The following is a 21,976-nucleotide window of genomic DNA, read 5'->3' on the forward strand; positions in this document are numbered from 1 at the left end:
CGGGAAATTGCTCGGAATGGTGCTGGCCGCCGGAGCCGGACGTCGCCTGCGGCCGTACACCGACACGCTGCCGAAGGCGCTGGTGCCGGTCGACGGTGAGACCACGATCCTCGACATCGCCCTGCGTAACCTGGCGGCCGTGGACCTCCGCGAGGTCGTGGTGATCGTCGGCTACCAGGCCCAGGCCGTACGGGAACGGCAGGCCGACCTGGAGCGGCGCCACGGGGTGACGCTCACGCTTGTCCACAACGACAAGGCCGAGGAGTGGAACAACGCCTACTCGCTGTGGTGTGCCCGCGACTACTTCTCCCAGGGCGCGCTGCTGGTCAACGGCGACACCGTCCACCCCGTGTCGGTGGAGCGGACCCTGCTGGCCGCCGAGGACACCTCCGACATCCTGCTCGCCGTCGACGACGTGAAGTCGCTGGCGGACGAGGAGATGAAGGTCACACTGCAGGACGGCCGGCTGAAGCGGATCACCAAGCTGATGGACCCGGCCGAGGCGTACGGCGAGTACATCGGCGCCACGCTGATCCGGCCGGGCGCGGCCGAGCGGCTCGCCGACGCGCTGAAGGCCACCTTCGAGCGCGACCCGCAGCTCTACTACGAGGACGGCTACCAGGAGATGGTCGAGCGCGGCGAGAAGATCGCCGTCGCGCCGATCGGCAAGGTCGAGTGGGTCGAGGTGGACAACCACGACGACCTCGCGAAGGCCCGTGAGATCGCGTGCCGTTACTGATGTCCGCGGCCTTCTGAGGAGTACGCATGCCGATTCTGGCAAGGATGCTCCCCGCCCCCCTCACGATGGAGGTGCGGCGGGGCGCGATCGCGCAGCTCGGCACCCTGCTCGCGGACAGCAGGGTGGCCACCTCCGGCCGGGTGGCGGTCGCGGTCGGCGTCGGGCAGGGCGACCGCATCGCGGAGGTCATCGCGCCTTCACTGGGTGAGGCCAAGGTGCTCCGGGTGCCGGACGGCACCGTGGACGCGGCCGTGTCACTCGGCGCGGACCTGCGCAAGGGCAACTACGAGGCGGTGATCGGCGTCGGCGGCGGCAAGACGATCGACGCCACCAAGTACGCCGCGTCGCTCGCCGGCATCCCCATGGTCGCCGTCGCCACCAACCTCTCGCACGACGGCATCTGCTCGCCGGTGGCCTCGCTGGTGTACGAGGGCGGCAAGGGCTCGTTCGGCGTCCCGATGCCGCTGGCGATCATGGTGGACCTCGAGTTCGTCCACGACGCCCCGCCCTCGCTCGTCCGGTCCGGGATCGGCGACGTGCTCAGCAACCTGTCGGCCATCGAGGACTGGCAGCTCGGCAACGCCGAGCGGGGCGAGCCCATCGACGGGCTGGCGATCTCCATGTCGCGCACGGCAGCCGAGGCCGTGCTCGGCCGGCAGGACTCGATCGAGTCGGACGCCTTCCTGACCGTGCTCGCCGAGGCGCTGATCCTGTCGGGAATGTCGATGGTCATCGCAGGGTCAAGCCGTCCGGCGAGTGGTGGCGATCATGAGATCCTTCATGCTGTGGACCAGCTTTTCCCCGGCACCTCCAATCACGGTGAGCTGGCCGGCATCGGCGCGGCGTTCTGCTACTTCCTCCGCGAGGACGCGCACCGGCTCGGCCAGGTGACCGGCTGCCTCAGGCGGCACGGCCTGCCCGTCACACCCGACGACGTCGGCCTGACGACCGAACAGTTCACGGCCGCGGTGATGCTGGCCCCCAGCACCCGGCCCGGCCGCTACACCATCCTTGAGCACCTCCGGCTGTCGGAGCACGAGGTCCGGGGGAGAGTTGAGGACTATGTCCGCGCCGTCGGTCGCTGAGCTTCGGGCGGTCGCCCAGCCGCAGACCACCATGGACCGCCGCAGCGGCGAGCACTGGGCCGGCCTGCTGTACATGCGGCGGCTGTCCATCTACGCCACCTGGCTGCTGGCCAAGACACCCATCTCGCCGAACCAGGTCACCGGCCTGATGATCGTGTGCGGGGTGGCGGCGGGCGCCGTGCTCGCCCTCCCCGGCTTCTGGGCGGCGCTGGGCGCGGCCCTGCTCATCCAGGTCTACCTGCTGCTCGACTGCTCGGACGGGGAGCTGGCCCGGTGGACCGGCCGCACCTCGATCACCGGGGTCTATCTCGACCGGGTCGGGCACTACTTCGCCGAGGCGGCGCTGCTGATCGGGCTGGGCTTCCGGGCCTCGGAGACCCTGCCCGACTGGTACACGGTGATGGGCGTGGCCGCGGCGCTCGGCGCGATCCTGATCAAGTCGGAGACCGACCTGGTCGACGTCGCCCGCGCCCGGTCGGGCCTGGTGGCGACCACCGAGGCGGCCGCGCAGCAGTTCACCTCGCCGCGGCTCGCGCTGGCCCGCAGGGCCGCGGCGGCGCTGCGGTTCCACCGGTTGATCCAGGCCGTCGAGCTGTCGCTGATCGTCGTGGTCGCAGCGGTGCTCGACAACTGGTTCTCCGCCACCCGGATCCTCGTGGTCGCCTGTGTCGTGATCGCGGGAGTCCAGCTCGTGCTGCACCTGGTCAGCATCCTCGCCTCCCGGCGGCTGTCATGAGCGCGCCGGCTCCCGCTCGGCATGCCGGTCGGTCGTACATCGGCGGTTGGGTAGGGGTTTGTTGGCAGTTCCGATACCCTTATTCCACGGTAAACCAGGCAGATTCCGGATTGCCCGGCCATACAGACTCGGTGATCATGAAGTCGTGTGTAGTGCGCCCCACGTCGAGGCGATGACGCGGTGAAAATCTCCTGTGTCATCCTCACCATGGGCAACAGGATCGCCGAGCTCGACAGGGCGGTGGAATCCGCGCTCACCCAGACCGACGGTGACATCGAGGTGGTCATCGTCGGCAACGGCGCGGACGTGCCGCAGCTGACCGTCCAGCCGCTTCCCGGCTCCGCCGCGACGATCAAGACCGTACGGCTGGAGCACAACGCGGGCATCCCCGAGGGGCGCAACCGCGGCGTGCAGGAGTGCTCGGGCGACATCGTGCTGTTCCTCGACGACGACGGCTGGTACGCCAACTCCAAGGTCGCCGCGCACGTCCGCGAGCGGTTCACGCACGAGCCCGACCTCGCCGTGATCAGCTTCCGGGTGATGGACCCCGAGGGCGGCTCGGTGCAGCGGCGGCACGTGCCCCGCCTGCGGGCCGGCGACCCCGAGCGGTCCTCCCCTGTGACGACCTTCCTCGGTGGTGCCTGCGCGATCCGCAAGTCGGCGTTCCTGCAGGTCGGAGGGCTGCCCGAGCGGTTCTTCTACGCCCACGAGGAGACCGACCTCGCCTGGCGCCTGCTGGGCGAGGGCTACCGCATCGAGTACGACGCCGAGACGGTCATGTACCACCCGCTGGTGCTGCCGTCCCGGCACAGTGACTTCTACCGGCTGAACGCCCGCAACCGCGTCTGGCTGGCCCGGCGCAACCTGCCGTGGCCGCTCGCGATGCTCTACCTGCTCAACTGGGTCGTGCTCACGCTCGTACGCGAGCGTTCGATGCCCGCGATCAAGGCGTGGTTCCGCGGCTTCTTCGAGGGGCTGCGCGAGCCGGCGGGCGAGCGCCGTCCCATGGCCTGGCGCACCGCCTGGCGCATGCTCCGGCTCGGCCGCCCGCCCATCGTCTAGCGCGCGCTCCGGACGGGCGGCTGCGGCGAGGACGCCTCCCGTGCTCAGCCGGCCGCCGACATGGTGCTCAGCCGAGCGCCGACATGAACGACGCGACGAGCCGGGACCGGTCGCCGGGGAGCACCCGCCCGCCGTGGACCATGAACGCCGTCGTGGAGGCCTGCGCCAGGCCGCGCCCGGCGAACCACGAGATCAACTCCTGGTGGCGGTGGTGGATGTCGATCCTGATCCGGACGTCCGCGTCCCGGGTCAGGTCCGTGACGAGGGCGCGGGCGGTCTCGTCGTCCTCCGCGACGACCGGTCCGACGAACAGTCGGTCACCGCTCCGCCAGGCCGCCCCGTAGCCGGTGATCCCGCCGCCCCGCTCGACGACCCGCACCTGCTCGGCGAAGGCGAACAGACGGGTCAGCAGGCGCGACCGGTCGGCCCCGAAGACCTCGACGTCGAGGGCGCACAGCGCGGCCAGGTCCCGCGCGGGCTCGGCGAGCCGTGAGGCGGTCCGCCCGGTGCCCGGCCCGCCGTACGGGTCGTCGCCGGTGTCGAAGCGGCCGACCCGGGCCTCGACCACGCCGGCCGTCTCGAAGCCGAGCTTCTCGTAGAGGAGCCGGCCGTACTCCGTCGCGCACAGGAACAGGGTCGCGTCGCCGGCCTCCGCGAGGACGTGGTTCATGAGGCGGCGCCCCAGCCCGCGCCCGCTGTAGCGGGAGGCCACCAGCATCATGCCGACCGCGGCCGCCGTCCTGCCGTACCGGGTGAGGACGACGGTCCCCGCCAGGCCGCCGCCGTCCGGGGCGTCGATGCCGAAGCCCTCGCCGTTCTCCAGCAGGAGCCGCCACTTGCGCTCCTCCCGTGGCCAGGAGCGGTCCTGCGCCAGGTCGAGGCAGTGGGGCAGGTCACCGAGGCCGAGGCGGCGGACAGGCGGGAAGGACGGGTCTGCGGGCTTCATGGTCACCTTTCCCTCGACGGCCCTCCGACGGTAGCGCCCCCGGCATCCCGGCCTGCGACCGTCTTCGTTTGTTTCCCCCGGTCCCCACGCCGGCTCACGTCCGGTGACGCTCCGCCGAAACCGTGGTCAGGTGCAAACTGTAAGATTTCGGGCGTTTGCTCTGTCCGATCTCCTGGGGTGTGGGATTGCCCGTTTTCCATCGCGAACGGCTCCGCGTCTTCGTCGACTCTCCGGTCTTCCAACGTGCGGTCATCGCCGTCATCGCGCTGAACGGGATCGCGCTCGGGCTTGAGACCTCGCCCGAGCTGGCCGAACGCCACGCCACGGCCTTCCTCGTGATCGACCGGGTCATCCTCGCCGTCTTCGTCGTCGAGATCCTCCTGCGGATCGTCGCGCACGGCAAGGCGTTCTTCCGTGACCCCTGGAGCTGGTTCGACCTGGTCATCGTCGGTGTCGCCCTCGTGCCGGCCTCCGAGTCGTTGTCGATCCTGCGACTCTTCCGGTTCCTGCGTGTCCTGCGGCTGATCTCCGTGGTGCCGGGCATGCGGCGGGTGGTCTCGGCGCTGTTCGCCGCGATTCCGGGACTGGCCTCGGCCGTGGTCCTCCTGCTGCTGTCGCTCTACATGGCGTCCGTGATCGGTGAACAGCTCTTCCGCGAAGCGGCCCCGCAGTACTTCGGAGATCTCGGCCGGTCGCTGTTCACCATGTTCACGGTGCTCACGGTCGAGAACTGGCCGCAGGTGGCCGAGGACGTGATGGCCAAGGAGCCACTGGCGTGGATCTTCTTCGCCACGTTCATCGTGATCACGGCGTTCTTCGTCCTCAACCTGCTCATCGGTGTGATCGTGTCCGCGATGGAGGCCGAGGTCAACGCCCAGCGGTGGAAGGAGGACCAGGCGTTGGAACTGGAGCAGCACACCGCGGTCATGAACGAGATCAGGGCGCTCAGCGAGAAGGTCGACCGGCTGGCGGCCGGCCTGCCGGTGCCCGTGGACGCCCGTCGTGCAGGGGCCGACACCCCTTCGGGAGCGGACCACTGCTCCTGCCGCCACGAACCGTGAAGCCGGCCGCCACTCCTCCGGCGTGCGCCGGCGCGGGGCTCCTTGTCACGCGTCCCAGGTGACCGGGAGGCTCTTCACCCCGTAGATGTCCGCGGTCTCCGGGCGCAGGGCGACCTCTTCAGCCGGTACGGCCAGGCGCAGCGTGGGGAAGCGGTTGAGCAGCGCGGGGAACGCGACCCGCATCTCGACGCGGGCCAGCTGCTGACCCAGGCACTGGTGGATGCCGTGGCCGAAGGCCAGGTGCCCGCCGTCCTGCCTCCGGAGGTCGAGCACGTGGGGATCGGCGAAGCGCTCGGGGTCGCGGTTGGCGGTGTTGTACGACAGGATGACCGTCGTGCCGGCCTCGATGGTCTGGCCGCCCAGCTCGACGTCCTCCAGAGCGGTCCTCATGAACGTCTTGGCGACGCTCAGATACCGCAGCAGCTCCTCCACCGCCCGGTCGACGAGCGCGGGATCGGCGCGCAGCGCGGCCAGCTGCTCCGGGTTGCGCAGCAGCGCGAAGGTGCCCAGCGCCAGCATGTTCGCGGTGGTGTCGAACCCGGCCGACAGCAGGATCAGGGCCATCCCCTTCAGCTCCTCGTCGGTCAGGTCGCTGTCGGTGAGGTCGCTGAGCACGTCGTCGGTGGGGTTCGCGCGCTTGGCGGCGACCAGCTCCGCGAGGTACTGCTGGGTCGCGGTGTAGGCCGCGATCAGGTCCTCGTCGCTCGACTCCCCGCCGAGGAACGTGTCGATCTGGTCCTGGAAGCGGCCCCGGTCCTCGTACGGCACGCCCAGCAGCTCACAGATCACGATGGAGGGGATGGGCTTGGCGAACGCGGTCACCAGGTCCGCCGGCGGTCCGGCCTTCTCCATGGCGTCCAGGTGGTCGGCGGTGATCTGCTCGACGCGCTCGGTGAGCTGCCGCATCCGCCGTACGGTGAACTTGCCCACCAGCGGTTTGCGGTAGCGCCCGTGCTGCGGCTCGTCCATGAGGAGGAACTCGCCGGGCGGCGCGGGAGGGACCTCCACGCCGGTGAAGTCGATGGTCGGGTGGTGGATCATGAGCTCCTTGCGCGAGCTGAACCGCGAGTCGGCCAGCACCGACCTGACCAGGTCGTATCCGGTGATCAGCCAGCCCTGGTGCCCGTCCGGGAAGGGGTAGCGGCTGATGGGGCCGTGCCGGCGGGCGTCGATCAGCTCCGCCGGCGGGTCGAAGGGGCAGCCGGGCTGACGGGCGGTCGGCAGGGTGGTGACGGTGTGGACCATGGTCGTTCCTCTTGTCGGCGGGGCTTCACTCGCGAGAGTGCGTGTTCCCACCATGGCCGACCGTCCTGACATCGGGCCGTCGCCGTGCTGACACACGCGTCAGCACGGCGACGGCCCGATATCAGCGCGGTCCGCGATCGTGGACGCCATGAACGGTTCAGCCATCGCGGCCTCGGGGCTGCGGAAGGCATACAAGGACAAGGTCGTGCTCGACGGCATCGACCTGGACGTCGAGGCCGGCACGATCTTCGCCCTGCTCGGGCCCAACGGCGCCGGCAAGACCACGACGGTGAACGTGCTGACCACGCTGCTGACCCCCGACGCCGGCCGGGTGGTCGTCGCCGGGCACGACGTGGTCACGGAAACCAAGGCGGTGCGCGCGGCGATCGGGGTCACCGGGCAGTTCGCCGCGGTGGACGACCTGCTCACCGGCGAGGAGAACCTGCTGATGATGGCGGATCTCCTGCACCTGCCCAAGGCGGAGGGCAGGCGGATCGCCGACCGGCTGCTCGACCGGTTCGATCTGGCCGAAGCGGCGGGCAAACCGGCGGCGTCCTACTCCGGCGGCATGCGCCGCAAGCTGGACCTCGCCATGACGCTGGTCGGCGAGCCGCAGATCATCTTCCTGGACGAGCCCACCACGGGACTCGATCCGCGCAGCCGCCGCACCATGTGGGAGATCATCCGGGAACTGGTCGCCAGCGGTACGACCGTCTTCCTCACCACCCAGTATCTGGAGGAGGCCGACGAGCTGGCCGACCGCATCGCGGTGCTCGACCAGGGCCGGCTGGTCGCGGAGGGCACGGCCGACGAGCTCAAGCGCCGGGTCCCCGGCAGCCATGTCCGGCTGCGGTTCACCGGCCGGCACGAACTCGACGCCGCGGCACGGATCCTGCCCGGGTCCACGAGGGACGACGAAGAGCTGACCTTGCGGGTGCCCGGCGACGGCGGGGTGAGGTCGTTGCGCGCGCTGCTCGATCGGCTCGACCAGCACTCCATCGACGTCGAGGAACTGTCGGTGCACACACCGGACCTGGACGACGTCTTCCTCGCCCTCACCGGCAACGCGAACAAGGAGGTCAGTGCACGATGAACGTCATCGCGGATTCCGGGACCATGCTGCGGCGCAACTTCCGGCACACGATGCGCAATCCGATGGCGCTGTTCAACGGCATCGTCATGCCGGTCTTTCTGATGTTCCTGATGGTCTACGTGTTCGGCGACGCGTTCAGCGTCGGCGTCGACTACGCCGACTACGCGACGCCGGGGTTGATGCTGACGACGATCTGCTACGGCATCGGCGCCACCGCGATCGCGGTGAACTCCGATATGACGACCGGATTCATCAACCGGCTTCGGGTCATGGACGTGTCCAGGGCCGCGGTGCTGAACGCGCACGTGATCGTGACCATGCTGCGGAGCCTGGTGGCCATCGCGTTCGTCACCGGGGTCGCGTTCCTGATGGGATTCCGGCCGTCGGCGAGTTTCGCGGAATGGCTCGGCGTGATCGGCATCGTCGTGCTGACGGTGTTCGCGATCGGCTGGCTGACCGTCGCGTTCGGCCTCGCGGCGAAGACGCCGGAAAGCGCGGGCCTCGCCGCTGTCCCGCTGATGCTCCTTCCCTTCCTGAGCAGCGCGTTCGTGCCGGCCGGCAAGATGGGTCCCGGTGCGCGGCAATTCGCCGAATACCAGCCGTTCACCCCGATCATCGAAACCCTGCGCGGGTTGCTGACCGGTACGCCGTCGGCGGGCTCGGCCATCACGGCGGTCGCCTGGTGCGCGGGGCTGGCGTTGGTCGGCTACCTGTGGGCGCGCGCGTCGTTCAAGAAGCGAGCGTGATCTCGGCCAGCTCGCGCCAATCCCGCCGCCGCCCGTCACGGATCGCCTCGGCGAACACGGTTTCGCCGAGGCGATTCCGCGCCTCCGCGGCGATCCTGGAAACGTCCGGGTGCGAACGGTTCGGCGTGCCGCGCACGTCGTCGCTCGCCGCGAGCAGCCGCGCGGCCTGCTCGTGGTCCCCCTGGCGCAGTGCGAGATCCGCGATCCCGACCAGCACCTCGGCGATCGTCGGAGGATGCTCGTACTTCATGACCGCGCGGAGCGCCTCGGTCCGGTACGCGCGGGCCTTGTCGAGATCCTCGGTGAGGTAGCCGTACAGGTCCATGATCGCGGCACGGACGGAGTCGCTCCTTTCCGCGTCGTCCAGCACCGCACGCATCCTGGCCAGGTGCTCGTGTGCCTTGTCCGGCTCGCCGCGCCAGCGCGCCAGATGCGCCTGCACGAGCGCCAGCTCGGCATGCGAGTCCGGCCAGCCGATCGCGCCCGCGCACCGCTGCGCCTCCGCCATCGCGGAAGCGCTGGACCGCTCGTCGCCGAGCAACCAGTACAGCTGAGCCTGCCGCGCCCGCAGGCCGACCACGTCCTCGGTCCCGCCCACCTCGGTCAGCGCCACGATCGCCTCTTCGAAGAGCTCACACGCGCGTGCCAACTCGCCGCGCATGGCGAGCCGATCGGCCAGGAAGGTCAGCGCCAGCGAGATCCCCATCCGCTCACCCAGCGTGCGGAACTCGGCGAGGGCGATTTCGGCGTCGGCGTCCACGTCGGTCTCGTCGCCACCGAGAGTGAGCCGCAGCCGGCCACGGGCGAGCCTGGCCTGCGCGCGCACCCACGGATCGTCGTCGGCGATGAGCGGTTCGAACGCGGGGAGGAACTCCGCCGGGCCCTCCAGCATCCGCTCCAGCACCCCGACGAACCCGAGCAGCGAGTGGCGATACCCGCTGCGCTGGGCGAGCCGGTGCGCCTCCTGGATCCACTCCCGCGCCTGATACTGGTCGCCGCCGACTCCGGCGGTCAGGAACATCGTCACGATGAGGTACGCCATCGCCCGCACCTCGTCGGGCACCTCACCGTGCATCTCACCCCGCATCGAGGCCGCCGCGATGCTCAACTCGGTGCCCTCGGCCCTGTGCCCGCCGAGGTACCAGTACCAGCCCGCGGCCCCGACCAGCCGCATCGCCTCCTGGGCCCATCCCTCGGCGATCGCCCCGCGCAGGGCCGTATTGATGTTGTCGTGCTCGGCCTCGAGCCTGGCCAGCCATTCCAGCTGCTCGGCCCGGCGCAGATGCGGATCGGCCGTCTCGGCCAGCTCGATGAAGTAGGCGAGGTGTGCCCGGCGCGCCTGCTCGGTCTCCCCGGCTTCGGCGAGCCGGTGCGCCGCGTACTCCCTGATGGTGTCGAGCATCCGGTAGCGCGGTGCGTCCTCGCCGTCGGCGAGCAGCAGCGACTTCTCGATCAGCGCGGTCAGCACGTCGAGCACCTGCTCCCCGGCGGACGCCTCGTCCCCGCACACCCGTTCGGCCGCTTCCAGGCTCGCCCCGCCGGAGAACACCGAGAGCCGCCGCAGCACGCGGCGTTCGGCCTCGCTCAGCAGATCCCAGCTCCAGTCCACGACCGCGCGCAGCGTCTTGTGCCGGGGGAGCGCCGTACGGCTGCCGCTGGTCAGGAGGTGGAATCGGTCATCGAGCCGGCGTGCCAGCTGCTCGACGGACATGGTGCGCAGCCGCGCCGCGGCCAGTTCGATCGCCAGCGGGATCCCGTCGAGCGCCCGGCAGATCCGCGCCATGGCCGACAGGGTGTGCGGGTCGGAGCCGATGTCCTTGCGCACCAGACCCGCGCGGTCCCGCAGCAGCCGTACGGCGGGCGAGGACCCGGCCTCGGAGGGGTCCGCTCCCTTGGCGGGCAGCGCGAGCGGCTCGACCTGCCACAGCACCTCTCCGGTGATACCGAGCGGTTCCCTGCTCGTGGCCAGGATCCGCAGTCTCCGGCACTCTCCCAGCAGCCGGTCCGCGAAAGCCGCGGCCTCCTCGATCACATGCTCGCAGTTGTCCAGGATCAGCAGGATCGCGCGCTCCCGGACCGCGGCGATGAGCTGATCCATCGGCTCCCCACCCCGCGCGGCGCCGAGCAGTGCCTGGTCACGCAGGCCGATCGCGGTGAGGGCGGCCTGCGCCAGCTCACCGCCAGCCCGCACCGAGGCCAATTCGACCAGCCACGCCCCGTCCGGCAGCTCGGCGAGCATCGTCCGCGCGGTCTCCGTGGCCAGCCTCGTCTTGCCGGAGCCACCCGCCCCTATCAAGGTGACCAGCCGGTGCGTGACGGCCAGACCGGCGACCACGGAGACGTCGTCGTCCTTGCCGACGAAACTCGTCAGCTCGGCGCGCAGGTTCGTCCTGCCGCTCTCCGCCCGCTCGCCCAGCTCGCCTCGCAGCAACGCGGTGTGCAGCGCGGAGAGCTCGGCCGACGGATCGGTGCCCAGCTCCTCGGCGAGCCGCTCGCGCGTCCGCTGGTACAGGGTCAGCGCCTCAGCCGTACGCCCCGCTTCGGCGAGCGCCCGCATCAAGGCCGCCACGAACCCTTCCCGCAGCGGATACGCGGCGACCAGCTCGGTCAGCTCGGAGACCAGCTCCGAGCCGCGGCCGAGGCGGATGTCCGCATCGACCCGATCTCCGAGCGCGGCGACGTGGAGTTCGTCCAGACGCGCGACCGCGGCGTCGAACGCGTCGCTGTCCCGCAGTGCGATGTCCGCCATGGCCGTACCGCGCCACAGTGCCAGGGCCGAGCGCAGCAGATCGGCACGCGCCGCGGGCTCGGCGGTGCGGGCCTGACCGACCAGGTGCTCGAACCGGCACACGTCCACGGCGTCGGGAGCCACGGCCAGCCGATAGCCGCCCGAATGCGCCTCGACCACACCGTCCGGCAGCACCCTGCGCAGCCTGGACACCAACGCCTGCAAGGCGTTCACTTCGTCCGCGGGAGGCCGCTCCCCCCAGATCCAGTCCACCAGCCTCGCACGCGTGACGATCCGGCCGGGTTCGAGGGCGAGTGCGGCGAGCAGGGCGCGCAACCGGACCCCGGGAACCTCCACCACGACGCCATCGCCGTTCCGGACCTCGAACGGCCCGAGCAATCCGACTCGCACATCAGTGATTGTGCCGTACACCCCCTATTGCCCGAACCGCGGCGACGACTCAGCGTGATCACGCGCGTCAGCGGGCCGCGTGGCGGGCGGTACGGACGGCCAGGGCGGCGCAGAGCAGGGCCGCGGCGAGGCCGCCCACGACGAGCGGGGACGGCCCGGCGGGCAGCCCGTCCGTACGGACCGCGCCCATGTAGTCGACGGCCGCCGTCCCGTTGACGGCGAGATACCACAGGCCGAGGTAGACGACCTGGAAGACCCGGTGCGTACGGCAGGCCACGCCGAGCGCCAGGGCGAGCGAGGGCACCAGGAGCGTGCCGCCCGCCCATGACCCCACTCCGGGCCAGTCGGCGGCGACCGCCATGCGGACGAGGGGGCCCACGCCGGTCGCGGCCGTGAGGACGACCCCGGCCGCCCACTCCGCGAGCAGCCCGCGCCAGGGCGCGGGATAGGCGCCGAGCAGTCCCTCCACGCCGTGTTCCACCCGCTGGGTGCCCATCCGGGACCAGATCAGCACCGGCCATATCCAGGCGAACGGGAGCACGGTCGCGGGTTCCGGCGTGGCGAAGGCGGCCGCCGTCACCCCGGCGGCCACGAGCCACCACCAGCGCGAGACACCCTGGAGGAGGATGCGCAGCTCACCGGAGAGAAGCCGTCCCGACGCCCGTCCCGGACGCGGCGCGCCCCCGGGGACGGTTGCAGTCCGGAAGGCCGGTCCCGTGCTCTCGGCGGTGGCGCCCCGCTCGTACGGCGCGACGGCCGGGGCGGTGAGACGACGGGCCGGGTCGAACCGGGCGAACCAGAGGCACGGCAGCAGCGCCAGGACGAGCGCCAGCAGGAGGACGACGAGACGGCCGCCGAGGAACGCGCCGGTGACGGAGAAGCCGTCCCACTGGAAGGTGCGCAGCGGCCTGGCGACGGAGGTCAGGCCGAGGCTGAACTCCCGGCCGTGCGCATCGACGCCCTGCGCGGCGAGGGCGGCGCGCATCGAGTCGGCGGCCCCCTGAGTAGCAGCGTGCACCCCGAGACCCCCGAGGGGCGCCTTCCGCGACTGGCCGCCGATCAGGAGGACCAGGGAGACGACGAACCAGACGACGTTTCCCACGCCGCCCCGCAGCAGCGGCACGGTCTCGAACAGCACCGCGGCCGCCGCCGTCAGCGCCAGCGGGGGCAGCGTGATCGTCGCGAAGGGCAGGAGGAGCGCCACCGGGTCCACGGCCCCGGACTCGCCGCGGGCGAGCTGCATGATCGGCGCGGCCACCGCGAGCACGCCGGCCATCGAGGCGAGCACCAGGAAGTCGCTGAGGAACTTCCCCAGCAGGTACGCCGGCGTGCGCAGTGGCGTGGCGGCGACGAGCTGGCCCACGCGGGTGCGCTCGTCCCGGCCGATCGCGTCGCGTACCAGGTAGAACCCGCCCATGGTGAGCCAGAGGGCACCGGCGAGCGCGGTCGCCGTCCCGACCCAGGCGCTGGTGTAGACGCCGCGGTAGCCCCCGACGTCCAGGATCACCCATCTGGAGTCCGCGGGCGGGACGGCCAGCCGGGCCAGGCCGACCGCCGCCAGCAGGATCAGCGCGTACGCGGGCCGCCGCACCCGCTCCCGGAAGTCGGCGACGGCGAGCGCGATCGTCGCCCGCGCCGTGACCCGTGCCGTCATCGGGCCGCCTCCCGGACGCCGCCGCCCACGACGGCGAGGTACAGGTCCTCCAGGTCGGGAGGCACCCGTACGGCGCCGGCGGCCGGCGGCGTGTCCGACAGGAGCCGCAGACGGACCCCGTCCACCGTGCGGATCACGCGGCCGGCCGGGTGGCGCTCCCGCAGGACGGCGGCCTCGGACGGATCGGCGAGCGTCTCCCAGACGTGGCCGTCGACCTCGGCGAGCAGCGCCTCGGGGGCGCCGCGCCGCAGCAGCCGTCCCCCGGCCACGACGGCGACGTCGGACGCGACGGACTCGATGTCGGACACGATGTGCGTGGACAGCAGGACCACCCGGTCCTCCGCCAGGTCGGCGAGCATGGCGCGGAACCGCACCCGCTCTTCGGGGTCGAGCCCCGCCGTCGGCTCGTCCACGATCAGCACCCTCGGGTCGGCCAGCAGGGCCTGGGCGATGCCGACCCGGCGCAGCATGCCGCCGGAGTACTTGCCGAGGGGCGTCCGGACCGCCTCCGTGAGGTTGACCAGTTCGAGCAGTTCGTCGACGCGCGCCCGCGTCGCACGCGCGGCCAGCCCCTTCAGGGCGGCGAGGTAGGAGAGGAACTCCCGCGCGGTCAGGTGCGGGTAGACGCCGAAGTCCTGCGGGAGGTAGCCGAGAACCCCGCGCAGCGCGCTGGGCCGGGACACCACGTCGGTCCCGTCGAACAGGACCCTGCCGCCCGTCGGCCGGGTGACCGTCGCGCAGATCCGCATCAGCGTCGACTTCCCCGCGCCGTTCGGGCCGAGCAGGCCGAGCAGCCCCGCGCCGCACCGCAGGGTGACGCCGTCGACCGCGCGCTTGCCGCCCTTGTAGGTCTTGGTGACGTCCACCAGTTCGAGGGTCGGAGTGTCGATCATCTCGTGACCTCACCGGGCCAAGCCGCGCAGATCGGTCGTGCGGCCGTCGCGCAGCACTTTGACCTCGCGGGGCACCTCGACCCTGAACCTGGCCGAGCAGTCGGCCCATCCGGAGCATCCGGCATCGAGATCGAGAGTGTTCCCTTCGAGGGTCTGGCTGGAGTGGGGGTTCGTGCCGTGCACGTCGAACCACAGGGTGACCTTGATGTCCTTCCTGTCCGTCGCGACGAGGTCGGCCGGGGTGTCGTGCGCCCGCACGTCGAGCGTCCTGCCGCCGAACGAGAAGGTCTGGGACACCGGTGTGGCCTTCGACGCGTCTGAGCAGCCGCTCAGAACCGAGCCGCTCAGAACCGCCGCCGCGAGCGCCGTCAAGGCGCACCCCACCGTCTTGCGCGTAGTCATCGGATCCTCCGGGTAAGCCGTCCCGAGCAGGATCCGCGGTGGGCGGCCGGGCCGGCATCTGCCGTTCGGCAGATATCGGGGACTCGATCAGCGGCGGGCGCGGCTCCTGGCGCTGTGGCTCCTGGCATTCTGCGGAACGGGGAGGACGGCGCCGACCTGCCACCCCTCCGCCTGGCGGCCGGCGTGGAGCACGCCCCCGAGCGCCCTCACCCGCTCGGCCAGGCCGATCAGGCCGGTGCCCCCGCCGTGCCGGTCGTCTCCCGCGAGGCCGGTCGAAGAGGTTCCGCCGCCGTCGTCGGTGACGGACACCCGCAGGGCCGGGCCGTCGGCCGCGCCGTCCACTGAGGCGACCGCGACCACCACGCGGGTCGCGGCGGAGGCGTGCCGCCGCACGTTGGTCAACGCCTCGAGCACGACGGCGTACGCGGTGCTCCCGATCTCCGGCGGCACCGGGAGGGCGAGGTCGCCGGGCAGGTCGAGCCTGGCCGGGATTCCTCCGGTGGCCGAGAAGCGGCCGACCAGGTCGGGCAGGTCGGCCAGGCCGTAGACCCGGGTCGGCGGCGGCTCCTCCGCCACTCGCTCGTCCGGGTCGCGCAGCGCGCTCACCATGTGGTCCATGGACGCCAGCGCGCGCAGCCCGGCCTCCTCGACGCGTACGGCGAGCTCGCGCGCCTGATGCGGATCGAGGTCGCCGAGCTGGGCCGCCTGGGCCTCCAGGACGATCCCGGTGACCTCGTGGGCGACGAAGTCGTGCAGGTCGCGAGCCGTGTCCAGACGCTGGGCCCGCCGCGCGTCCGCGACCGCCCGGACCCGCCGGTCGTCCAGCGACCTCAGGTACAGCGCGACGGCGGCCACGGTGACCACCGCGAAGAACGACAGAAGGCAGGCGATGACCGACGCCTCCGCCGTCGGGCGGGGCATGCGCAGCGTCAGCCGCAGCGGCAGCGCGACGGCCGTCGCGATCCCGAGCGCCGTCCCGATGACCGCCGCCTGCCGTCCCGGCAGCCGCCGTACGACCCGTCCGAACAGGAGCAGCAGTGCGCCCATCTCGACGGGCAGCCACAGCCCGGCGAACTGGTGCCGCCCCTGGTAGACGAACGTGACCGCGTAGGAGACCAGCGCGACGACGCTCGCCGCCGTGGCGAGGCCGATCCGCCGGTGCGGCCGGCGCGTCAGCGCGACGGCGACGGCCAGGGTGGCGGACAGGGCGACGACGAGCGCGTGCGGGGGAGCGAGGATCGCCGGCGCCGGCACCATCGCCACGACCACGACGCACAGGAAGGCGCGGACCCGGGACCTCGTCATGCCACCGAGGGTACGCAGCAGGCGGGACGGACCGTCACCGTCCGCCGGCGTACCCCAGCTCCCAGGCGCGTACGGCGATGCCGACCCGGTTGCGCACGCCGAGCTTGCGCTGGATGCTCGCGACGTGGGTCTTGACCGTGCCCGGTGAGATGAACAGCTCGGCGGCGATGTCGGCGTTGGTCTTCCCCTCGGCCACCTGGCCGGCGATCTCGATCTCGCGTTCGGTCAGCGGCTCGGACGGCGGCGTGTGCCGGGGACCGTCGCCCGTTACGTGCCTGAGCAGCCGCACCGTGACCGAGGGGCTGATCAGGGTGTCGCCCGCCACGGCGGCCCGGACCGCCTCGACCAGGAGCGCGGGGCCCGAGCGCTTGACCAGGAACCCGGACGCGCCGTGCCGCAGCGCCGGGTAGACGTACTCGTCCAGGTCGAAGGTCGTCACGACCACGACTCTCGTCGGGACCGCGGCGCCGGGGCCGGCGAGGGCCCGGGTCACCTCGAGCCCGTCCATCCGGGGCATGCGGATGTCGACGAGCGCCACGTCCGGCTGGAAGCGCCGCGCCATCTCCACCGCGGCCACTCCGTCGGCGGCCTCGCAGACGACCTGGATGTCCGGCTGGCTCTCCAGGATGCGGCGCAGGCCCCGCCGCACCATCTCCTGGTCGTCGGCGATCAGGACGCGAATGGTCACCCGCCGATTCTTCCAGCCCCGCCGGGAGCGGACCGCGGCGGCGTCACGCCCGTCCCGGCTCCTCGAACGCCATCGACACGTGCTCGGCGGTGGCCGTCATAAGGGCCCGCCGGGGCAGGCCGAGCTCGCTCAGCTCCTTGGCGATCGGGTGGTTGCCCAGGCGGATGAGCGCGCCGCCCGGCCGCCAGCGGATCCCCCGGGCGCGGACCGTCCAGGGGATGCGGCGGGTTACCCCGTCCAGGTGCGCATAGGCGTCCGGCACGGGCAGCGCCTCGCCGAGCAGCGGCGCGGGCGTCGCCGGGATGCCGGGCCTGATCAGCAGGTCGACGACCATCCGGCCGTCCCTGCGCAGCAGGCACCGCTTGTACGGCGAGCCGAGCCGCAGATCCACGTCGGCCAGCTCCTTCGGGAAGCCCCAGATGGTCCGCCCGGCCTCCAGCGTGAACGTCTGGTCGACCGGCAGCCAGTGGACGAAGGCGCCCGACCCCGCCCCCCGCAGGTCCTTCAGCCCGGCCAGCGGCCCGCGCCTCGGCGGTGGGCCCGCGTCGGCCGGCCGTACGAGGAAGGTGACGCCGAACTCGTTGTAGGAGCCCAGGTCGGAATCGTGATAACGGACGAACACCAGCGAGCACAGGGCCTTGCCCGGCAGGACCTCGGTGACGTCCATCCGGGAGTACGCGAGGACCGCGCGGGCGGCGTCCGCCCGCACCAGGTAGGCGGCGAGGCAGACCGACGCGTCGCGGACCTCCACCGGCGTCTCGACCCTGCGACCCTGGACGACATGGCTTGCCATGTTTCCAGTACAGCAAAGCCCGGCGGCCGGGCGACAGCCGTACGGCGGCAAGGTTGTCCCAGTCCTGTTTCCGGCGGGTGTCGATATCCGGGGCGGCCGTTCGTGTAGAGGGTGAACGGGCCCGCGCCGGGCGGGCCCCGCCGAGGAGGTGTACGAGACCATGAGGCACTATCTGCTCAGCATCCAGCAGCCCGACGGCGGGACGCCCCCGCCGGAGGTCCTGGAGCCGATCATGCGCGACCTGGCGGTCCTCAACGAGGAACTGCGCGCCGCGGGGGCGTGGGTCTTCTCCGGCGGCCTGCACGATCCGGGCACGTCGACGGTGGTGCGGGTGCGCGACGGCGAGGAACTCGTCACCGACGGTCCGTACACGGAGGGCAAGGAGCACGTCGGCGGGCTGACGATCATCAAGGCGCCGGACCTCGACGCGGCGCTGGAGTGGGGCCGCAGGCTCGCCCGCGCGACCACGCTCCCGGTGGAGGTACGCCCCTTCGCGGGCGTCGTGGAGGGCGATGACCACCGGAAGTAGGGCCCCCGACGTCGAGCGGGTGTTCCGCGAGGAGTACGGCCGGGCCGTCGCGGTCCTGGTCCGCCACTTCGGCGACATCGACGTCGCCGAGGAGGCGGTCCAGGACGCGTTCGCCGAGGCGGTGCGGCGCTGGCCGCGCGACGGGACGCCGCCCAGCCCGGCCGGCTGGATCATCACGACCGCCCGCAACCGGATGATCGACCGCCACCGGCGGGAGTCCCTGCGTGCGGACAGGCACGCGCGGGCGGTCCTGATGCACAGCGCCGACGACGAACCTGTCGAAGACGAACAGGCCGAGGAGGGGCCCGTGCACGACGACCGGCTCCGCCTGATCTTCACCTGCTGCCATCCCGCGCTCGCCCCGGCCGCCCGGGTCGCGCTGACGCTGCGCCTGCTCGGCGGCCTCACCACGGCCGAGATCGCGCGGGCGTTCCTGGTCCCCGAGCCGACCATGGCCCAGCGGCTGGTGCGGGCCAAGGCCAAGATCCGCGACGCGGGGATCCCGTACCGCGTCCCACGGGAGGCCGACCTGCCGGACCGCCTCAGGGCCGTGCTCGCCGTCGTCTACCTGATCTTCAACGAGGGGCACACGGCGAGCGCGGGCGACCGGCTGGCCCGCGAGGACCTGTGCGCGGAGGCCATCAGGCTCGGCCGCCTGCTGGCCGCGCTGATGCCGGACGAGCCGGAGGTCATGGGGCTGCTCGCGCTCATGCTGCTCGTCCACGCGCGGCGCGACGCCCGCACCACCCCGGCCGGTGACCTCGTGCCGCTGCCGGAGCAGGACCGCGGCCGGTGGGACCGCGGGCTCGTCGCCGAGGGCCAGGACATCGTGCGGGCGTGCCTGCGCCGCGACCGGCCGGGGCCGTACCAGATCCAGGCGGCGATCAACGCCGTCCACGCCGACGCGCCGATCGCCGCCGCCACGGACTGGCGGCAGATCCTGAGCCTGTACGACCACCTGCTCGCCCTCGCTCCGAGCCCGGTCGTCGCGCTCAACCGGGCCGTCGCGGTGGCCGAGGTGGACGGGCCGGAGGCCGCGCTCGCCCTCGTGGACGGTCTCGACCTGGACGGCTACCACGTGTTCCACGCCGTCAGGGCCGACCTGCTGCGGCGGCTCGGCCGGGCCGGGGAGGCCGCACGGGCGTACGAGGCGGCGATCGCCCGCACCCGCAACGCGACCGAGCGGGCCTTCCTCGACCGGCGCCTGCGTCAGGTCCGGGAGTTGAGGTAGAGCAGGACGGCCAGCACGCGGCGGTGGTCCTCCTCCGAGCCGGGCAGGCCGAGCTTGGCGAGGATCGAGCGACGTGGGTCTCCACCGTCCGGTCGGTCAGGTACAGCCGCCGGGCGATGCCGACGTTCGTACGGCCCTCGGCCATCAGCGCCAGCACCTCCCGCTCCCGGGCGCTGAGCGACGCGAGCGGGTCGGCGGCCCGGCGTACGCCGATGAGACGCGAGACGACCTCGGGGTCGAGCGCGGAGCCGCCCGCCGCCACCCGGCGCAGCGTGTCGAGGAAGTCGTCCACGTCGAAGACCCGGTCCTTGAGCAGGTAGCCGAACCCGCCGCGGGACACCAGGTCGACCGAGTGCCGGGTCTCGACGTGCTGGGAGAGCAGGACGATGCCGAGGCCGGGGTGGGCGTCGCGGATCCGCCGGGCCGCCCGCGCGCCGTCGTCGGTGTGGTCGGGCGGCATCCGGATGTCCGCGATGACCAGGTCGGGATCGGCGGCGTCCACGGCGGCGACCAGCCCGGGGGCGTCCTGGGCCTTGGCCACGACCTCGTGCCCGGCGTCGGCGAGCAGCCGGGCCAGCCCCTCCCTGAACAGGGCGGAGTCCTCACCGATCACGACGCGCACGGCAGCACCGCCTCCACAGTCGTCCCGCCGCCCTCCGGGCTGGACAGCCGCAGCGCACCGCCCGACGCGCGGACCCGGTCGGCCAGGCCCGCCAGCCCGGCGCCCGGCCGCATCTCGGCGCCGCCCCGCCCGTCGTCGCTGATCCGCACGGTGACCCGGTCGCCGGCCCGGCTGACACGGACGCCGATGGCGCCGGGGCCGGCGTGCTTGACGGCGTTCGTCATCGCCTCGCTCGCCACGTAGTAGGCGGTCATCGCCACGTCGTCGGGCAGGTCGTCGGCCGACACGTCGAGCGCCACGGGCACCGGAATCTTGCCCGCCAGGGTGACCAGCGCGTTGCCGAGACCGTCGTCGAGGCTGCTCGGCCGCAGGCCGTGCGCGATCTGCCGCAGCTCGGTGACCGCGACGGCCAGCTCGGCCACCCACGCGTCCAGCAGGGCGCCGACGTCGGCCGTGCCGTCGCCGAGGTGGCGCTGGGCGAGCCGGATCGCCATGCCGAGGGACACCAGGCGCTGCTGGGCCCCGTCGTGCAGGTCGCGTTCGAGCCGCCGCCGCTCCTCGTAACCGGCGTGCAGCAGCCGGGTGCGGCTGGCCTCGGCCTCGTCGAGCGCCCGGCTCACCTCGATCCGCAGTCGCACCACCTCGATGAGCAGCGCGCTCGCGTCGGCCGCCTCGCGCAGCAGCTCCCGGCTGCCCGCCCGGCCGCGTACGATCGCGCCGACCTCGTGGCCGCCGAGCCGTACGGGTGTCACGGGGGAGTCGCCGGGATCGACGGGCGCGCCGGTCGCGTCGACCAGCCCGGTGGCACCCGGCAGCCGGTAGCCGACGCGCAACTCCGGATCGCGCAGTGCCTCGCGCAGCGCCGCCTCCAGTTCCTCCGGCCGCGCCTGCCCCGCGTGCATGCGGTCGCGCAGGTGCCGTACGGCGGTCAGCACGGCCTGCCGGGCCGGGTAGAGCCGGCGGTCCACCCGCCGCTGGAGCCGCACGCGCAACGGGGACAGCGCGGCGGCGCAGACGGCGGTGGCGGCGGCCGCCGCGACCGGCGAGCCGCGGCCGGCGCCGAGGCCGACGAGGAACGAGGCGGCCGTGTAGAAGCCCAGCAGGACGGCGGTCACCATGCCGTAGGTGACCGCCGCGCTGATCGCCCGGTCGACGTCGTAGAGGTCGTGGCGCAGCACCGCGATCGCGGTCGCCACCGGGATCGACACGGCCGTCGCCGCCAGGCCGATCACCACCAGGTCGGAACTGCCGAGGAACAGGTAACTGGCCCAGCACAGCAGCAGCGTGAGCGGCAGGAAACCGCCGCCGAGGGCGAACCACTTGAGCCGCGCCCGGCCGATCTCGTCGGCCGCCCGCCGGTAGCGGATCACCATCGCCGCCGCCGACGCGACCAGCAGCCCGAGGAAGAGTGGCAGCAGCGCCACTCCCGCGATCTCCAGCACCGGCAGGTACGCCTCCGGAGGCCGCAGCAGGTGTGGCGTGCGCTCGAACGGCGGCGGGTACGCGCCGGGGACGCAGGCCGCGACCAGCATGAACAGCACGGGCACGACCAGCAGCCCGGCGACGGTCCAGCGCCAGCGCCGCCCCGGCAGGCGCCCGTCGGGAAAGACGAGCGTGAGCAGCGCCGCCGGCACGTACAGGAGCATCCAGTCGCCCTGCGCCAGCGCCGCGTAGACCTCGGAGATCAGCAGCCCCGGGTGACGTCCGGCCAGGCTCGCGTACGAGTCCTCGACCGCCAGATGGACGGGCGTCGCGCCGGCCAGCACGAGCAGCAGGCCCACCACGCTGCGCGGACGCCGGGTGGCGACCAGCACGCCGAGCACGACGGAAGGCAGGGCGAGCGCGGTGCCGACCGCGAGCGCCATGTCAGCCCCCGCGTCGTGACCGGCCAGCACCAGCCCGGCGCCCGCCAGCGCGCACACCATCAGCACGGCGGCGTACGCGAACAGACGGGGGAGTGCCACGAGCACACCGTAGGTCCCGGGGCGGCAGGGGTGAATACGTGCC

At 72.5% G+C, this 21,976-nt stretch carries 19 protein-coding genes and 1 pseudogene; 9 read left to right on the forward strand and 11 right to left on the reverse strand.

The window, feature by feature from the left end; translation table 11 throughout:
• Nucleotides 1-7 precede the first annotated feature (7 nt).
• The 4 genes from Msi02_RS20560 (at nt 8) to Msi02_RS20575 (ending at nt 3,622) form a co-directional block, all read left to right on the forward strand.
• Nucleotides 8-739, forward strand: a complete 732-nt coding sequence (locus Msi02_RS20560; RefSeq protein ID WP_204049835.1) for a phosphocholine cytidylyltransferase family protein — start codon at nt 8-10, stop codon at nt 737-739.
• A gap of 44 nt (nt 740-783) precedes the next feature.
• Nucleotides 784-1,824, forward strand: a complete 1,041-nt coding sequence (locus Msi02_RS20565; protein ID WP_204049904.1) for an iron-containing alcohol dehydrogenase family protein — start codon at nt 784-786, stop codon at nt 1,822-1,824.
• Nucleotides 1,802-2,560, forward strand: a complete 759-nt coding sequence (locus Msi02_RS20570) for a CDP-alcohol phosphatidyltransferase family protein (protein ID WP_079316334.1) — start codon at nt 1,802-1,804, stop codon at nt 2,558-2,560. Before Msi02_RS20565 ends, Msi02_RS20570 begins: the two co-directional genes overlap by 23 nt.
• A 180-nt stretch (nt 2,561-2,740) precedes the next feature.
• The gene (locus tag Msi02_RS20575; protein WP_239108564.1) at nt 2,741-3,622 is read left to right on the forward strand and encodes a glycosyltransferase family 2 protein; all 882 of its coding nucleotides are present in this window, start codon (nt 2,741-2,743) and stop codon (nt 3,620-3,622) included.
• A 67-nt stretch (nt 3,623-3,689) separates the two neighbouring features.
• Here the strand turns inward: Msi02_RS20575 and Msi02_RS20580 are convergent, their stop codons facing one another.
• A complete protein-coding gene (locus Msi02_RS20580) occupies nt 3,690-4,568 on the reverse strand; it encodes a GNAT family N-acetyltransferase (RefSeq protein WP_204049837.1) in 879 nt (292 codons plus the stop codon).
• A 185-nt stretch (nt 4,569-4,753) separates the two neighbouring features.
• Here Msi02_RS20580 and Msi02_RS20585 point away from each other — a divergent pair, with 185 nt between their 5' ends.
• Entirely contained in the window at nt 4,754-5,629 is an 876-nt protein-coding gene (locus Msi02_RS20585; protein WP_204049838.1) for an ion transporter, read from the forward strand.
• Between the two features lie 45 nt (nt 5,630-5,674).
• Here the strand turns inward: Msi02_RS20585 and Msi02_RS20590 are convergent, their stop codons facing one another.
• Nucleotides 5,675-6,874 carry a cytochrome P450 gene (locus Msi02_RS20590; protein ID WP_204049839.1) on the reverse strand — a complete coding sequence of 400 codons (1,200 nt, stop codon included), beginning with the start codon at nt 6,872-6,874 and terminating at the stop codon, nt 5,675-5,677.
• Nucleotides 6,875-7,022: 148 nt separating this feature from the next.
• On the opposite strand from Msi02_RS20590, the gene Msi02_RS20595 reads away from it, so the two are divergent.
• On the forward strand, nt 7,023-7,967 hold the full coding sequence (locus Msi02_RS20595) for an ATP-binding cassette domain-containing protein (RefSeq protein WP_204049840.1): 945 nt from the start codon (nt 7,023-7,025) through the stop codon (nt 7,965-7,967).
• Entirely contained in the window at nt 7,964-8,713 is a 750-nt protein-coding gene (locus Msi02_RS20600) for an ABC transporter permease (RefSeq protein WP_204049841.1), read from the forward strand. The genes Msi02_RS20595 and Msi02_RS20600 overlap by 4 nt, the downstream gene beginning before the upstream one ends.
• On the opposite strand, the gene Msi02_RS20605 is transcribed toward Msi02_RS20600, so the two are convergent.
• From Msi02_RS20605 to Msi02_RS20635, 7 genes are all read right to left on the reverse strand, one after another.
• Complete coding sequence (locus tag Msi02_RS20605) at nt 8,697-11,852, reverse strand: AfsR/SARP family transcriptional regulator (protein ID WP_239108565.1); 3,156 nt, start codon at nt 11,850-11,852, stop codon at nt 8,697-8,699. The two genes, Msi02_RS20600 and Msi02_RS20605, sit on opposite strands and share 17 nt — an antisense overlap.
• Nucleotides 11,853-11,919: 67 nt before the next feature.
• Entirely contained in the window at nt 11,920-13,506 is a 1,587-nt protein-coding gene (locus tag Msi02_RS20610; protein ID WP_204049842.1) for an ABC transporter permease, read from the reverse strand.
• Nucleotides 13,503-14,399 (reverse strand): ATP-binding cassette domain-containing protein, encoded by an 897-nt coding sequence (locus Msi02_RS20615; RefSeq protein WP_204049843.1) that lies wholly within the window; start codon nt 14,397-14,399, stop codon nt 13,503-13,505. Before Msi02_RS20615 ends, Msi02_RS20610 begins: the two co-directional genes overlap by 4 nt.
• A 9-nt stretch (nt 14,400-14,408) precedes the next feature.
• Entirely contained in the window at nt 14,409-14,801 is a 393-nt protein-coding gene (locus tag Msi02_RS20620; protein WP_204049844.1) for a hypothetical protein, read from the reverse strand.
• 87 nt (nt 14,802-14,888) lie between these two features.
• Nucleotides 14,889-16,106, reverse strand: coding sequence for a sensor histidine kinase (locus Msi02_RS20625; protein ID WP_204049845.1), 1,218 nt, complete (start codon nt 16,104-16,106; stop codon nt 14,889-14,891).
• Between the two features lie 34 nt (nt 16,107-16,140).
• Nucleotides 16,141-16,794, reverse strand: coding sequence for a response regulator transcription factor (locus tag Msi02_RS20630; RefSeq protein WP_079316325.1), 654 nt, complete (start codon nt 16,792-16,794; stop codon nt 16,141-16,143).
• Between the two features lie 43 nt (nt 16,795-16,837).
• Nucleotides 16,838-17,587 (reverse strand): acetoacetate decarboxylase family protein, encoded by a 750-nt coding sequence (locus Msi02_RS20635; protein ID WP_204049846.1) that lies wholly within the window; start codon nt 17,585-17,587, stop codon nt 16,838-16,840.
• Between the two features lie 160 nt (nt 17,588-17,747).
• Here Msi02_RS20635 and Msi02_RS20640 point away from each other — a divergent pair, with 160 nt between their 5' ends.
• Together Msi02_RS20640 and Msi02_RS20645 are read left to right on the forward strand one after the other, a co-directional pair.
• On the forward strand, nt 17,748-18,116 hold the full coding sequence (locus tag Msi02_RS20640) for a YciI family protein (protein ID WP_204049847.1): 369 nt from the start codon (nt 17,748-17,750) through the stop codon (nt 18,114-18,116).
• The gene (locus Msi02_RS20645) at nt 18,100-19,347 is read left to right on the forward strand and encodes an RNA polymerase sigma factor (protein ID WP_204049848.1); all 1,248 of its coding nucleotides are present in this window, start codon (nt 18,100-18,102) and stop codon (nt 19,345-19,347) included. The genes Msi02_RS20640 and Msi02_RS20645 overlap by 17 nt, the downstream gene beginning before the upstream one ends.
• A 118-nt stretch (nt 19,348-19,465) precedes the next feature.
• On the opposite strand, the pseudogene Msi02_RS44560 reads toward Msi02_RS20645, so the two are convergent.
• Both Msi02_RS44560 and Msi02_RS20655 read right to left on the reverse strand, forming a co-directional pair.
• Nucleotides 19,466-19,969, reverse strand: a pseudogene (locus tag Msi02_RS44560) (response regulator); the annotation flags it as partial.
• Nucleotides 19,957-21,933, reverse strand: coding sequence for a sensor histidine kinase (locus Msi02_RS20655; protein WP_204049849.1), 1,977 nt, complete (start codon nt 21,931-21,933; stop codon nt 19,957-19,959). The pseudogene Msi02_RS44560 and the gene Msi02_RS20655, both read right to left, overlap by 13 nt.
• Between the last annotated feature and the right edge of the window lie 43 nt (nt 21,934-21,976).

Origin of the sequence: Microbispora siamensis (assembly GCF_016863095.1) — a bacterium.
Taxonomy (GTDB): domain Bacteria; phylum Actinomycetota; class Actinomycetes; order Streptosporangiales; family Streptosporangiaceae; genus Microbispora; species Microbispora siamensis.